The 13,860-nt window shown below is 35.6% G+C and carries 10 protein-coding genes and 1 tRNA gene; 6 read left to right on the top strand and 5 right to left on the bottom strand.

Going from position 1 to position 13,860, the window contains the following annotated elements:
- Positions 1–18: 18 nt before the first annotated feature.
- Positions 19–411, bottom strand: coding sequence for a 30S ribosome-binding factor RbfA (gene rbfA, locus V7M80_RS03570; protein ID WP_333694087.1), 393 nt, complete (start codon positions 409–411; stop codon positions 19–21).
- A gap of 134 nt (positions 412–545) precedes the next feature.
- Here rbfA and V7M80_RS03575 point away from each other — a divergent pair, with 134 nt between their 5' ends.
- Entirely contained in the window at positions 546–1,691 is a 1,146-nt protein-coding gene (locus V7M80_RS03575) for a cystathionine gamma-synthase (RefSeq protein ID WP_333694088.1), read from the top strand.
- A 60-nt stretch (positions 1,692–1,751) separates the two neighbouring features.
- On the opposite strand, the gene V7M80_RS03580 is transcribed toward V7M80_RS03575, so the two are convergent.
- Entirely contained in the window at positions 1,752–2,546 is a 795-nt protein-coding gene (locus tag V7M80_RS03580) for a THC0290_0291 family protein (RefSeq protein ID WP_333694341.1), read from the bottom strand.
- Between the two features lie 258 nt (positions 2,547–2,804).
- Here V7M80_RS03580 and gdhA point away from each other — a divergent pair, with 258 nt between their 5' ends.
- Positions 2,805–4,148 (top strand): NADP-specific glutamate dehydrogenase, encoded by a 1,344-nt coding sequence (gdhA, locus tag V7M80_RS03585; RefSeq protein WP_333694089.1) that lies wholly within the window; start codon positions 2,805–2,807, stop codon positions 4,146–4,148.
- 116 nt (positions 4,149–4,264) lie between these two features.
- Entirely contained in the window at positions 4,265–6,565 is a 2,301-nt protein-coding gene (porZ, locus tag V7M80_RS03590) for a type IX secretion system anionic LPS delivery protein PorZ (RefSeq protein ID WP_333694090.1), read from the top strand.
- Between the two features lie 137 nt (positions 6,566–6,702).
- On the opposite strand, the gene V7M80_RS03595 is transcribed toward porZ, so the two are convergent.
- From V7M80_RS03595 to V7M80_RS03605, 3 genes are all read right to left on the bottom strand, one after another.
- Positions 6,703–6,776: transfer RNA gene (locus V7M80_RS03595), tRNA-Asn, on the bottom strand.
- An 88-nt stretch (positions 6,777–6,864) separates the two neighbouring features.
- A complete protein-coding gene (rseP, locus tag V7M80_RS03600; RefSeq protein ID WP_333694091.1) occupies positions 6,865–8,187 on the bottom strand; it encodes an RIP metalloprotease RseP in 1,323 nt (440 codons plus the stop codon).
- A 77-nt stretch (positions 8,188–8,264) separates the two neighbouring features.
- Positions 8,265–10,214 carry a M1 family aminopeptidase gene (locus V7M80_RS03605; protein WP_333694092.1) on the bottom strand — a complete coding sequence of 650 codons (1,950 nt, stop codon included), beginning with the start codon at positions 10,212–10,214 and terminating at the stop codon, positions 8,265–8,267.
- A 154-nt stretch (positions 10,215–10,368) separates the two neighbouring features.
- On the opposite strand from V7M80_RS03605, the gene serS reads away from it, so the two are divergent.
- The 3 genes from serS to V7M80_RS03620 all read left to right on the top strand — a co-directional run bounded on the left by serS (position 10,369) and on the right by V7M80_RS03620 (position 13,845).
- Complete coding sequence (gene serS, locus V7M80_RS03610; protein WP_333694093.1) at positions 10,369–11,640, top strand: serine--tRNA ligase; 1,272 nt, start codon at positions 10,369–10,371, stop codon at positions 11,638–11,640.
- Between the two features lie 78 nt (positions 11,641–11,718).
- Positions 11,719–13,497: a tetratricopeptide repeat protein gene (locus tag V7M80_RS03615; RefSeq protein ID WP_333694094.1), complete on the top strand. Its 1,779-nt coding sequence runs from the start codon at positions 11,719–11,721 to the stop codon at positions 13,495–13,497.
- 18 nt (positions 13,498–13,515) lie between these two features.
- The gene (locus tag V7M80_RS03620; RefSeq protein ID WP_333694095.1) at positions 13,516–13,845 is read left to right on the top strand and encodes a DUF4286 family protein; all 330 of its coding nucleotides are present in this window, start codon (positions 13,516–13,518) and stop codon (positions 13,843–13,845) included.
- Positions 13,846–13,860: the final 15 nt, after the last annotated feature.

Genomic DNA, 13,860 nt, shown 5'->3' on the forward strand with positions numbered 1-13,860 from the left:
AAAAACGGAAATTTCACGCTAGGATTTTTTTCTTTTATCCAGAAGTTCGGGTCTTGCTATTGGATTTTCTTCTCCGGAAAGAGCTTTGTCAATTTTTTCGATATATTCTAAAGAATCATCTATGTAAAAGGATAAGTTGGGCACTTTTCGGAGTTGAAGTTTTACACGTTGCGATAAATCATGTTTGATTAAAGGCGTATTTGATTTGATAGCCGTCAAAATTTCCGGACCTTTTTCGGGTGGGAAAATACTCAAGTACACTTTTGCAATAGATAAATCGGTGGTTACAGATACTTTTGAAACGGAAATAATCAAGTTGGTAATTCCGTTTTTACGCACTTCTCCTTGCAAAATATCAACCAAGTCATTTTGCAAAACGGTTCCTATTTTCTTTTGTCTATTTGTTTCCATGTTGCAAAAGTACAGTTTTTTGTGCGAATTTGAATTGTAAATGATTTGCAAACAACTATTTTATCGAATCTTTAGGATTGCGTTCGAAAATTTATAAATGGTAACTTCTTATCTTTGCACAAATATTTTTAGTTATGAAATTCAACACCAAAGTGATACATGGTAATCAACACCATGACCCAAGTACGGGTGCGGTAATGCCTCCGGTTTACAATACCTCAACTTTTGCTCAAAAAAGTCCGGGCGTTCCTATCAATCATTACGAATACAGTAGAGCTGCCAATCCAACTCGTCAAGCATTAGAAGATGCCTTGGCCAGTATTGAAAATGGCGTTCGTGGATTAGCTTTTGCTTCCGGTTTGGCAGCTACAGATTCTGTTTTAAAATTATTAAAACCCGGCGATGAAGTGATTGCCATGGATGATTTGTATGGAGGAACATACAGAATGTTTTCGCGCATTTATCAGGATTTTGGCATCAAATTCCATTTTGTGGATATGAATAATTTGGATAAATTCCAATCTTTAATCAATGCCAATACCAAATTGGTTTGGGTAGAAACACCTACTAATCCGTTAATGAAATTGGCAGATATTGCTGCAATTGCCAAAATTACCAACGAAAGAAAAATTTTATTTGCGGTTGATAACACGTTTGCTACACCGTATCTTCAAAAACCGTTAGATTTAGGAGCAGATATTGTGATGCATTCTGCAACCAAATATTTAGGAGGCCATTCGGATGTGATAGCCGGTGCTTTGGTTGTAAAAGATGCCGAATTAGGAGAAAAATTACATTTTGCTCAATTTGCAACGGGTGGAACATTAGGGCCACAAGATAGTTATATGGTGTTGAGAGGAATCAAAACCTTGCACTTAAGAGTGCAAAGACATTGCGAAAACGGAATGAAAGTAGCCGAGTTTTTGAGCAATCATCCGGAAGTGGAGAACGTGTTTTATCCCGGTTTGCCGGATCATCCGTTTCATGAAATTGCAAAAAAACAAATGATTGGCGGTTTTGGCGGAATGGTTTCGTTTACCTTTAAATCGGGTAAAAAAGCAGATGCTATTGCTTTCTTAGAAAAAGTAAAAGTGTTCACATTAGCCGAATCATTAGGTGGGGTCGAATCGTTGGCCAATCATCCGGCTTTGATGACACACGCATCGATTCCGGAGGAAAAACGTAAAGAAATTGGAATTTCAGACGATTTGGTTCGTTTGAGTGTAGGGGTAGAAGACATTGATGATTTACTAGCCGACATTGAGCAAGCTTTCAGGTAAAATAAAAAATCCCGTCACACTTTTTAGTTTGACGGGATTTTTTTTAGATGCGAATAAATATTAATCTAGGTAGTAAATATAGCCTACATTTAACCAAACCAACCAATCATTGGCTCTGTTTTCTTTATATACGTCCGGATTGGGATTTAAACCGTCAACCCAATTTGAAAAATAATACTGCCAACGCAAATCAATCATTAAATCTGAAAGGATTGTAAGTTTGTAACGGGTTCCAATACTGCTAACTACAGACCACACGGTTCCGCTTTCATTGGTAACACCGTCAATATATTTGGTGGGTGTAACCTCTAGCAAATCACCAAGTCCGGGTCCTAAAGTAGAATAAGCTGTAGGTTTGTAGTAACTAAATTGGCCTCCTAAACTTATAAAAGGAGCCCATGCTCCGGGTGTTCCTGAGAATTGTCTGATACTTAAAGGGAAATATTCTAATTGCATACCAAGGTTGGTAACAGCCGTACTTCCTCTCATTCCTCTGAGTTGATCTGCAATAACCGAAGTTCTATCAGGATCGACCCATTTGCCAAAATGTTTTAATTCTGTTTTATTGTATGACAATTCACTTCGTAACTTAAAATGATCATTAAAATAGGTAGGTGTTGCATAACAATCACAATCGGCTCTATAGGAAAAGTTCATATAGTGAATAAGACCTATTCCAAAACCGGTATTTCCGGCATTAGTTTGAATGTCCCCACGTACTCCATAATCTGATTGAAATGCCACAGGTCCAATAATGGCACCAATTTCATGTGAAAAACCAAATTGAGCTTGCAATGAACTGGTAAAACCGAAACATGTCAAAAAGATGAATGTTAGATATTTGGGCGTTTGCATAGTTGTAAAAATCAATTCGTGACAAATATATAAAAACATAATTCAGTTGTAAAATAAAATGAAAAAATTACTTATATATATACGAAAAAACTAAAAGTTTGTTTTAAAATGTTGAATTAATGTTGAATTTATCAAGATTTGATAGAAAAAAAATAAATCTACTGAGAATTTAAAAAAAATAATGCCCATATTTTAATAAAATGTATATTTGTCTCAACAAACGAAAACGTTTTCCTTAACGTTATTAAACTCATTATCATGACAGAAAGTATTCGCTCTTTTGTTGAAACAGTAGCAAAAAAAAATCCAAATGAGCCTGAATTTTTACAGGCTGTTAAGGAGGTTGCCGAAACGGTAATACCTTTCATAGAAAACAATAAAAAATACCAAAACCAAATGCTTTTAGAGCGTATGGTAGAACCCGAAAGAGTCATAATCTTTAGAGTTACATGGATTGACGATTCCGGAAAAACCCAAGTAAACAGAGGATACAGAATTCAAATGAACTCTGCAATCGGACCTTACAAAGGAGGGATTCGTTTTCATCCTTCGGTAAATTTGAGTATTTTAAAATTCTTGGCTTTTGAACAAACATTCAAAAACAGCTTAACCACATTGCCTATGGGTGGTGGAAAAGGTGGTTCAGATTTTGATCCTAAAGGGAAGTCGGATGTAGAAATCATGCGTTTTTGCCAAAGTTTTATGACCGAATTAGCCAAACACATTGGTGCCGATACCGATGTGCCTGCAGGAGATATTGGTGTAGGCGGAAGAGAAGTAGGTTATATGTTTGGTCAATACAAAAGATTAAGAAACGAATTTACCGGAGTTTTAACCGGAAAAGGAATTTCTTTTGGAGGTTCTTTAATTCGTCCGGAAGCCACCGGTTATGGAAATGTATATTTCGCACAAAGTATGTTGCATACCAAAGGTGAAAGTTTTAACGGTAAAGTGGTAACCATCTCAGGATCTGGTAATGTTGCTCAATATGCAGCTGAAAAAGCAACTGAATTAGGAGGAAAAGTTGTTACTTTGTCAGATTCGTCAGGATATATTTATGATGCTGATGGTATTGATGCCGAAAAATTGGCTCATGTGATGCACATCAAAAATGAATTAAGAGCCAGAATCAGTGAGTACACCAAAAAATATCCAAATGCAAAATTTGTTGAGGGCAAACGTCCTTGGGAAGTAAAATGTGATATTGCCTTACCATGTGCAACTCAAAATGAGTTGAATGAAGAGGAAGCAAAAGCATTAGTGGCTAATGGTTGTATTTGTGTTTCTGAAGGAGCTAATATGCCTTCAACACCGGAAGCAATTGAAGTATTTACCAAAGCCAAAATTTTATTTGCACCAGGAAAGGCTTCAAATGCCGGAGGGGTAGCAACATCGGGTCTGGAAATGTCTCAAAACTCTCTGCGTTTAAGCTGGACTTCAGAGGAAGTAGATCAAAGATTAAAAGCTATTATGGCAAACATCCATGAATCTTGTGTGAAATTTGGTTCAGATGGTACCGGATATGTAGATTATGTTAAAGGAGCTAATATTGCCGGATTTGTTAAGGTAGCCGATGCTATGTTAGGACAAGGTGTAGTTTAATTAGTTACTTGCAATATAAAAGCTGTCTCCATTGAGGCAGCTTTTTTTTTAATATTACATATGAAACTTAGGGTAAAAACGTTTTAGTTATATTTGTACGACTTTTAACAAAGAGCATGAGATTATATTTCCAATTTTTTATTCTTCTCCTTGGATTTCATTTGGCAAATGGACAAAATTTTCTTTGGAAAGGTTATTTTTCATATAATGAGGTTCGTGATTTAAGCGAAGCCAATACTAGACTTTATGCTGCTTGTGAAACTGCCTTTTTTTCTAAAAATACGGTTACAAATGAACTAAAAACGGTAAATACCGTAGATGGATTATCCGGTCAAACTATTTCTGCAATTTACCATAGTAAAAATCTGAATCGAACTTTTTTAGGTCATGAGAACGGACTAGTTATCATGATTAATGAAATTACGGGCGAGTTTAGACTTCTGGTTGGTATTCGAGATCAAGGAGGCGGAATTCCGCCCAATAAAAAGAGAGTCAACCATTTTTATGAGTTCAATTCAAAATTGTATATTTCATGTGATTTTGGATTGGTAGAATTTAAGCTTACCGATTTTACTTTTGGAGATACTTTTTACATTAGTCCAACAGGTGCCCAAACAGAAGTACTGGAAACCACAGTTTTAAATAATGAAATTTATGCTGTAACGCGTAGTCAAGGTATTCGAAAGGCCGATTTATCCAACCCTAATTTGATTAATTTTTTAGCTTGGCAAACCTTTGATTCCGGATTTTGGTCTGGGATTGTAACTTTTAACAATGCTTTGGTTGCAATCAATACAGATACTAGAGTTTACAGGTTTAACGGGAGTAATCCCATACCAATTTTAAATTTATCGGGTCAAGGTAAAGATATTCGAAGTGTAGATTCATCGCTTATTGTGACTACAGAAAATACCGTTCAAATTTTGAATGAAACTTTTGCCTTAACTCAAACTTTTTCCAATAGTAGTTTCTCTGGATTAAGTTCAAAATTTTCATGTGCTACCCAAATTCAAAATACGTTATACATTGGCACGACCAATGATGGAGTGATTGAAGTTAACCTCTTAAATACCGGTAGTTTTTCAATTTTATTGCCTCAAGGCCCTTCCAGAAACAGTATTTTTTCTATTACCGTAACCCCTTCGGGAACATTGTGGGCCGCCTATGGAGATTACAGTCAGTTCAACAATCCGTATCCTTTAGATGAATATGGTTTGAGTAAACTTACGCAAGATACTTGGTTGAATATTCCGTATTCCGATTTATTAGGTGCCAAGTCTATTGTGCGAATTACGACAAACCCATCCAATGAAAACATAGTATATGCCAGTTCTTATTTTTCGGGATTACTCAAACTCGAAAATGATGTAGCAACTCAATTGTATACCAATTCAAATAGCGGGTTGGAAACTTTGGTCCTCCCTAGTGATCCAACATATGGTCCCGATATCCGAATTGAGCAATCTGTATTTGACAGATCGGGAAATTTATGGATGTCTAATGGATTAATTGCCAATATGATTAAGGTTTTAAGGGCTAATGGTCAGTGGCAGTCTTTTAGTTTAAGTTCGGTATTGAGCGGACTTACAAGTAACGGGCGAATGGTAATTGATAAGAACGGTACCAAATGGTTGTGTACTTTGGATGAAGGACTTATTGGCTTTAACGAAAATTTGAATAATAAAATTATCAAAATAACAGAAGGTTCAAACGATGGAAATTTACCTTCTCCTACAGTTCGTGCCGCCCAAATAGACAACAGGAATCAGCTTTGGATTGGTACACAAAAAGGATTGCGTGTTTTACCTACGGTTGATCGTTTTTTAAGTCAAGATGAATTAACCACCAATTCCATCATTATTGTAGAAGATGGTTTACCTCAAGAATTATTGTTTGAACAATATATTACAGATATTGCAATTGATGGGGCCAATAATAAGTGGATAGGAACAGCAGATGCAGGAGTTTTTCAATTGTCTCCAAATGGTCAGCAAACACTGCAACGCTTTACCATTTCAAATTCGCCTCTTCCCAGTAATACAATTAATGATATAGAAATTAACGGATCTACCGGTGAAGTTTATATTGCTACAGCCAAAGGTATGGTTTCTTTTAAAGGCTCTTCAACGGCACCAAGTAATAGTTTAAAAGATGTTTTTGTTTACCCTAATCCCGTTAGGCCAGGTTTTGATGGAACCGTAAAGATTTCCGGTTTAACCAACAGAGCCAATGTAAAAATAACAGATATTGAAGGAAATTTGGTTTTTGAAAAAATTGCAGAGGGAGGAACTGTTGAATGGGATACCAAAGCTTTTGGAAAATATAAAGTAGCTTCAGGAGTTTATATGATTTTTATAGCTTCTGACGACGCAACAGACACAACCGTTAAAAAAGTGATGATAATTCGCGGAAATTAAATCCTTTAGGGTTTTTCAACTGACTATCCTATTTTGAAAGAACTTCTTAACGCCCAAAAAAGAAATTTAATTTTCAAATCAGAAGAATAAGAACATTCAAATAAAAAAAGAGCAATACGAAAGTATTGCTCTTTTTGCTCCCCCTCTTGGGCTCGAACCAAGGACCCTCTGATTAACAGTCAGATGCTCTAACCAACTGAGCTAAGGAGGAAGGTGTATAACCTTTTTTGCGAGTGCAAATATAAAGCGAAAATTGATTTATCCAAATAAAAATCGCAAAAAAATGCACATTTTTTTCTTTATTTTCCGGTAATCAAATGCCAAATATCATTACCAAATACTAAAGCCATCAAAGTCAATAAGATAACTACGCCTATAGTTTGAGCAACTTCCAACGTTTTTTCAGTAGGTTTTTTACGCGTAATCATTTCTATTAAGATAAAAACGGCATGTCCTCCGTCTAATCCCGGAATAGGTAAAACATTTAAAAATGCTAACCATACCGAAAACATGGCAGTAAAAGACCAAAAGAAAGTCCAATCCCACTCAGGTTTAAAAATTTTGAACATTCTCAAAGGACCACTAACTTGTTTGTAAGCTTCCGTTTTGGTGTTAAAAATAATTTTAAATTGTTTGATTTGATTGGTTAAAATAGAAATGGTTTTAGAAAAACCGGCCGGAATGGCTTCTCCAACGGATAGCTCTTTAGAAACAGCTGCGTTTTCAACAATGGTTGCCTTGGGTAAAAAACCTAGTTTGCCTTCTTTGGTGGTTTTAGCTTTTAAAACTATATTTTCCTGTTTACGTAAAACATTCAGCGAAATACTGTCGTTTTTGTGTAAGCTTAATTCTGTTGAAAATTCATCAAAAAATCGAGTGGTTTTTCCATTAATGCCAATAATTTGGTCTCCTTTTATTAACCCCGAAACAAATGCCGGTGAGTTACCTACCACAGTGTCTACAATTACTTCATCACGAACGCCTAAAAAGTTTTTTCCGGCACGTTTGATTACATTTCTTTTGCCTTCATCTGTCAAATCAAAGGTCAATTCTTGCCCATCTCTCTCAATGGTAATATTATCTCCAAATAAAATTTCAAGCGGCAGTTGTTCAAATTTGGCTTGAGCAACTCCATCAACTTTTAATATTTTATCTCCGTTTTGTAATCCCAAAATTCTGCCTACAGAATCAACTGAAATACCATGTGTAATTTTAGAATTATCAATAAAGTTATCTCCATGATTGATAAGCAATAAGCTGTAAATAATCCAAGCTAGAAAAAAGTTAACAATAACTCCACCCATAATAATAATCAATCGTTGCCAGGCCGGTTTACTTCTATATTCCCACGGTTGAGGCTCTTGTTTCAATTGCTCTTTATCCATGCTTTCATCAATCATCCCGGCAATTTTAACATATCCTCCCATTGGAAGCCAACCAATTCCATATTCGGTTTCGCCTATTTTTTTCTTTACTAAAGAAAACCAAGGATTGAAAAACAAATAAAACTTTTCAATTTTTGTTTTGAAAAATTTAGCAGGCAAAAAATGCCCTAATTCGTGTAAGATTACTAAAAAGGATAAGCAGAGAATTAACTGAGCTATTTGAATTAATGTTTCCATTGATGTGTTTTAAAGTCAAAATCGTGCACAAAAGTAAGGTTTTCACTTTACAATTGAATTGATTTTGAAAAAGCGGGTTATTTTTTTATCAATTTTTTATGAAATGTTCCTTCTGTGGTATGCAGAATCACGAAATATACTCCGTTGGAAAGATTTTCCAATGAATGAGTGAGATTAGTACTTCTTAAAATAATTTGTCCTAAAGCATTGTGTAACTCTATGTAGTTTACATGAAGACTGTTTGGGATTTCAATAGAAAATTCATTAGAAGTAGGGTTTGGGTGAAGTACAATAGAGGCGTTTAGGTTCCATTTGTCAGTACTCAAAATAGCGGTATTATTTCGGGAAATAATATGTTTTTTCGGGTCAAACATCACTTGGCTAACTTCAAACGGTGCGTTTACCAAAAATTGTTGTCCGTTTGAAGTGTGTTCTAACACAACATCCCATACATTTCCGTTGGCATCAGAGAGACGAACTTCAATGGGCATTTCAAAAAAGGAAACACTTGAGTGAGATTGGGTTTGCGAAGCTGTAATCATTACCTGATTGTTACCAATATTTGAGGCTGTAATCGTATAGGATGGGTAACCTTGATTGAATAACCAATCATTGAAAAACTCATCTAAATTCATACCGGATACATTTTCAAGATGAAATTTCAATTGGGACGTACGAGCGTAATTGTAAGCTAAATTAGGATCTGAAAGATAATTTTTTAAAGCCTGATAAAAAAGAGCATCTCCTAGTTTCCAACGCAACATGTGAACCACCATAGCTCCCTTGTTGTAACTCAACCGGCTACTAAAAATCCGATTCACATTTGTCGCTTCTGCATCTGTTAAGTATACCGCTCCGGTAGCAAATGAGGTAATATTGGTAATCAAACTGTTTTTCCAAGACACAAAGTTTTCCGGCCCATCCAAGTGTTCAACTACCAAGCCAGAGAGGTAGGTAGCAAATCCTTCGTTAAGCCAAATATCTTTCCAGGTCCCACACGTAATTTTATTTCCAAACCATTGATGAGCCAATTCATGAGCAATTAAATTTCTGCCAAAACTACCCATAAATGATACGGTAGTGTGTTCCATACCACCTCCCCAGCCAAATTGGGCATGACCATATTTTTCATTTGCAAATGGGTAGGTTTCAAATAAATCTTCAAAAAGATTCATGATAGGAAGCGTTACGGCTAAACTGTTTTGGGCCGAATTCAAATTTTCGGGATAAATGTAATTAACTATCGGAAATTCGTTTGGAGCTGTTCCGGCTTGTTGGGTAAAAATGGAATAATTGGTCACGGCAATAGCAACCAAATATGCGGGAATAGGATAATTGTGACTAAAATGAGTGGTACTTGTTCCGTTTCCGTTGTCTATTCTACTCAATTGTACCCCATTGGAAACACTAGTATACTGTGAAGGTGCTGTAATTAATACTTCCAAATTTTCTATTTTATCATTCAAATCTTGTTTACAAGGCCACCAATCGCGTGCTCCAAAGGGTTCAGAAAGGGTCCATATAACAGGAACTCCGCTATGCGAACTTTGTGTAAAACCTTGTTCTGCGGTATCTGGAGCTCCGGCATAACTAATGGCTACCTGTGCGGTTTGTCCGGCTAAAAGTGTTTCGGGTAATGTAATAATCAATTCTTTACTTGCTACATCATGAACAAATGTCAAAGAATTTTCATTTTGCATCACAGAACCCACAATGATTCTGTTATTGTAGTACGGATTTGCAGGGTTGGTAATGCTGCTCAAATCAAAAACTACAGTATTCATATCGGTTAAAGCCCTAAAAGTTGATGATACGGTTCCGCTTATAAAATAAACTGCAGGGTCAAGCGTGAGTTCCAATCGTTGAGCTAGTAAATCGTAGTTGGCAGTATTGGGATTGGCTTGAAAACTCATCAATTGAGAAGCCGATTTCATTTCAGATTCTGCAATAGCTGCCGTCTCGTTTTCTTGATTTTGAGAAAAACATAGTTGAGTTAGTACCAGAAAGCTAAGTAATAATGGTTTCATGAATAGGTGTTTGAATTTCAAAGGTATAAAAAATACTGGTTTTTAAAAGTTTATAGAATTTATAGTACTATATTTTTGATTTCGATTTTTATCTGGAGCTCCAAGGCATTACCAAAACAAATTCATACATTTGCCACTGAAAAATTTGCAAATTATGTTACAAATAGCAGTTATTCGAGAGAATAGAGATAAAGTTATCAAAGCATTGGCCAAACGCAATATTGAGGCTCAAAATTTGGTAGATACCGTATTGCAGTTGGATGAAAAACGAAGAGCTACTCAAGTGGAGTTGGACACAGTCTTAGCAGAATCCAACAAATTATCCAAAGAGATTGGCGAAATGATGAAGGCTGGCGAAAAAGCGAAAGCTGAAATTGTCAAACAAAAAACAGCTTTGTTAAAAGAAAAAAGTAAAGAATTATCAGATTTATTAGATGCTGTAACGCTTTCTCTTAGCGAAGAGTTGTATAAAATACCCAATACACCGGCAGATATTGTTCCCGAAGGAAAAACTCCCGAAGATAATCTTACGGTACATCAAGAAGGCGAAATTCCGGTTTTACACGACGGAGCTATGCCTCATTGGGATTTGGTAAAAAAATACGATATAATCGATTTCGAATTAGGGGTTAAAATTACAGGAGCCGGATTTCCGGTTTACAAAGGAAAAGGAGCCAAATTACAACGGGCTTTAATTTCGTACTTCTTGGATAAAAATACAGAAGCGGGATATCAAGAGTTTCAAGTGCCACATTTGGTTAATGAAGCTTCCGGATTTGGTACAGGTCAGTTACCTGATAAAGAAGGCCAAATGTACCATGTTGGTGTAGACGATTTGTATTTAATACCAACCGCCGAAGTACCGGTAACCAATTTGTTTAGAGATGTCATTTTGAATGAAAATGAACTACCTATAAAATGTACCGGGTATACACCCTGTTTTAGAAGAGAAGCCGGTTCATACGGGGCTCATGTACGAGGATTGAACCGTTTGCATCAATTTGATAAAGTAGAAATCGTGCGAATAGAACATCCCGATCATTCGTATGCGGCTCTAGACGGTATGGTAGAACATGTAAAAACGTTATTGCAAGAACTGAAATTACCCTACCGAATTTTGCGTTTGTGTGGAGGAGACATGGGCTTCACTTCTTCATTAACCTACGATTTTGAGGTGTTTTCTACAGCTCAAGACCGTTGGTTGGAAATAAGTTCGGTTTCCAATTTTGAAACGTTCCAAGCCAATAGGTTGAAATTACGATTTAAAGACAAAGAGGGGAAAAATCAATTGGTTCATACTTTAAACGGAAGTTCTTTGGCTTTGCCCAGAGTAATGGCCGGAATTTTAGAAAATTACCAAACTCCCGAAGGAATTGTGATACCGGAAGTTTTAAGACCTTATACCGGTTTTGATATTATAAACTAAATATAAAGTTAATCTTTTCTATCTATGTACTAAATTGGCCAAAAAAAAGCTATTTTAGTACATTGATTTTTATAGGCTATGCGGTTAATTGGGCAAGTTGTATTTTTATTTTTTTCGGTATTCGCTTTTTCTCAAAATGAGCAATTAGCTCAAAATTATTATGAAAAAGGCGAGTTTGAAAAAGCTGTACTCAGTTATGAAGAATTGATATCCAAACAACCCGGGAACAGTATTTATTATTCCCGATTAATTGATTGTTACCAGCAATTATCGCAATTTGAAAAAGCAGATAAAATTATCAACGAGCGAATCAAAACCACCCACATGGCCCATTGGTTTGTAGAATTAGGATATAATTTTCAACTCCAAAAGAAGTCAGAAAAAGCCACACAAAATTACCAATTGGCCATCCAAAAAATTCAAGAAAATATTTCCAATGTTTATGGTGTTGCAAATGCTTTTGAACGAAAAGTTCTGTTGGATTATGCCTTACAATCCTATGAGTTGGCCATTTCATTAGACCCGAAATACCGTTTTAACTATCAAATGGCATTAATCTACGGGCAACTAGGGAAACCCGAGATGATGATTGAAAAGTTTTTAGAAGAAATGTATCTGAATCCTCAAAATTCGGTTATGGTTCAAAACCAACTTACTCGATTTATGAACGATGATGTCGATACGAATTTTAATTCGCTTCTTAGAAAAAGTTTGTTGCTGAAAGTTCAAAAAAATCAGGATTTGTTTTGGAATCAAGTTTTAAGTTGGTTTTTTGTTCAACAAAAAGAGTATGGAAAAGCGTTCGTTCAAGAAAAAGCTATTTTTAAAAGAGATCCCGATACTTTTTCCAATATTGTGAACTTGGCTCAATTGGCAATAGATGATGGTGAAGACGAAACCGCACAAGAAATCCTAACTTTTGTTTTGGAAAATACCCAAGATTTGGACTTACAAATTTTTGCACACCATTATTTGATTCAACTTAAAATTGAAAAAGCAATTCCGGCTTCTTATCCTAAAATTGAACAGGAATTCGACTTGCTTCTAAAACAGTATGGCATTAGCCCCTATACTTTGAGTTTGCAAAAAACCCAAGCCGAATTTTATGCATTTACTTTGGGTGATTCGGAAAAGGGAAAACAAATTTTAAACCAAGCAATGTCGTTGCCACTCAATAAATTTCAAATGAATGAAGCCAAAATGGAATTGGCCGAAATTTTATTGTATGAAGAAAAATTTAACCAAGCCTTACTCTACTTTTCTCAGATAGAAGAGGAAATGAAAAACGATGCGTTAGGTCATCAAGCCAGTTTGAAAGCAGCACAAACCAGTTATTTTAAAGCCGATTTTGAATGGGCTTTAATTCAACTCAAAGTTTTAAAATCAGCCTCCACACAACTCATAGCAAATGACGCTCTGGAGTTGTTTTTATTGGTTAATGACAATACCGTAGCCGATTCAACTCAAACGGCATTAAAGAAATTTTCCAAAGGTGATTTTCTGCTTTACAAAAACAAAAACAGAGAGGCATTGGCTATTTTTCAACAAATTTTAAAAGAACACAAAGGAGAAGAAATTGAAGACGAAACTTTACTTAGGTTGGGACAAACTTTCGAAAAATTGAAAGATTATAACCTTGCTCTCAATCACTATCAACTCCTAATAGACAATCATCCGGAAAGTATTTACAGAGACGAAGCCTTGTTTTTTTCTGCAGAAATTTATACTAAATTTTTAAATCAACCCGAAAAAGCCAAACCTCTATATGAAGCGGTCCTTTTTAATCATCAAGATAGTATTCATTTTGTTGAGGCTCGTAAAAAATTCCGACAACTACGCGGGGATTCAAACCTTTAATTTATTTAAAATCAGCCTATGATTGTTTATAACGTAACCTTAAATATAGACCTAAGTATTCACGACCAATGGATGAGATGGATGCAAACCAAACACATTAATGATGTTTTGGCAACCGGAAAATTTTCTTCAGCTCGCATGATTAAAGTACTTATCGAAGAAGAAGGAAGTGTTACCTATTCGGTTCAGTATACTACAGACAGTAAAGAAAAGTTGGAAAAATATTATACAGATGACGCACCTCGTTTAAGACAAGAAGGACTCTCTATGTTTGGAGATAAAATGTTGGCTTTTAGGACAGAACTTCAGGTTATTAGTGAACATTTTCCGGAATCTGCACTCCAATAATACTGAGATTCTCAG

Origin of the sequence: Flavobacterium sp. (assembly GCF_036759525.1) — a bacterium.
Lineage (GTDB): Bacteria > Bacteroidota > Bacteroidia > Flavobacteriales > Flavobacteriaceae > Flavobacterium.

What these genes read in the sequence shown, in the direction of transcription:
- rseP (WP_333694091.1), bottom strand. Translation starts at nt 8,187, where the DNA reads ATGGAAACATTAATTCAAATAGCTCAGTTAATTCTCTGCTTATCCTTT.
- porZ (WP_333694090.1), top strand. Translation starts at nt 4,265, where the DNA reads ATGAGATTATATTTCCAATTTTTTATTCTTCTCCTTGGATTTCATTTG.
- V7M80_RS03580 (WP_333694341.1), bottom strand. Translation starts at nt 2,546, where the DNA reads ATGCAAACGCCCAAATATCTAACATTCATCTTTTTGACATGTTTCGGT.
- V7M80_RS03615 (WP_333694094.1), top strand. Translation starts at nt 11,719, where the DNA reads ATGCGGTTAATTGGGCAAGTTGTATTTTTATTTTTTTCGGTATTCGCT.
- V7M80_RS03620 (WP_333694095.1), top strand. Translation starts at nt 13,516, where the DNA reads ATGATTGTTTATAACGTAACCTTAAATATAGACCTAAGTATTCACGAC.
- V7M80_RS03575 (WP_333694088.1), top strand. Translation starts at nt 546, where the DNA reads ATGAAATTCAACACCAAAGTGATACATGGTAATCAACACCATGACCCA.
- serS (WP_333694093.1), top strand. Translation starts at nt 10,369, where the DNA reads ATGTTACAAATAGCAGTTATTCGAGAGAATAGAGATAAAGTTATCAAA.
- gdhA (WP_333694089.1), top strand. Translation starts at nt 2,805, where the DNA reads ATGACAGAAAGTATTCGCTCTTTTGTTGAAACAGTAGCAAAAAAAAAT.
- rbfA (WP_333694087.1), bottom strand. Translation starts at nt 411, where the DNA reads ATGGAAACAAATAGACAAAAGAAAATAGGAACCGTTTTGCAAAATGAC.
- V7M80_RS03605 (WP_333694092.1), bottom strand. Translation starts at nt 10,214, where the DNA reads ATGAAACCATTATTACTTAGCTTTCTGGTACTAACTCAACTATGTTTT.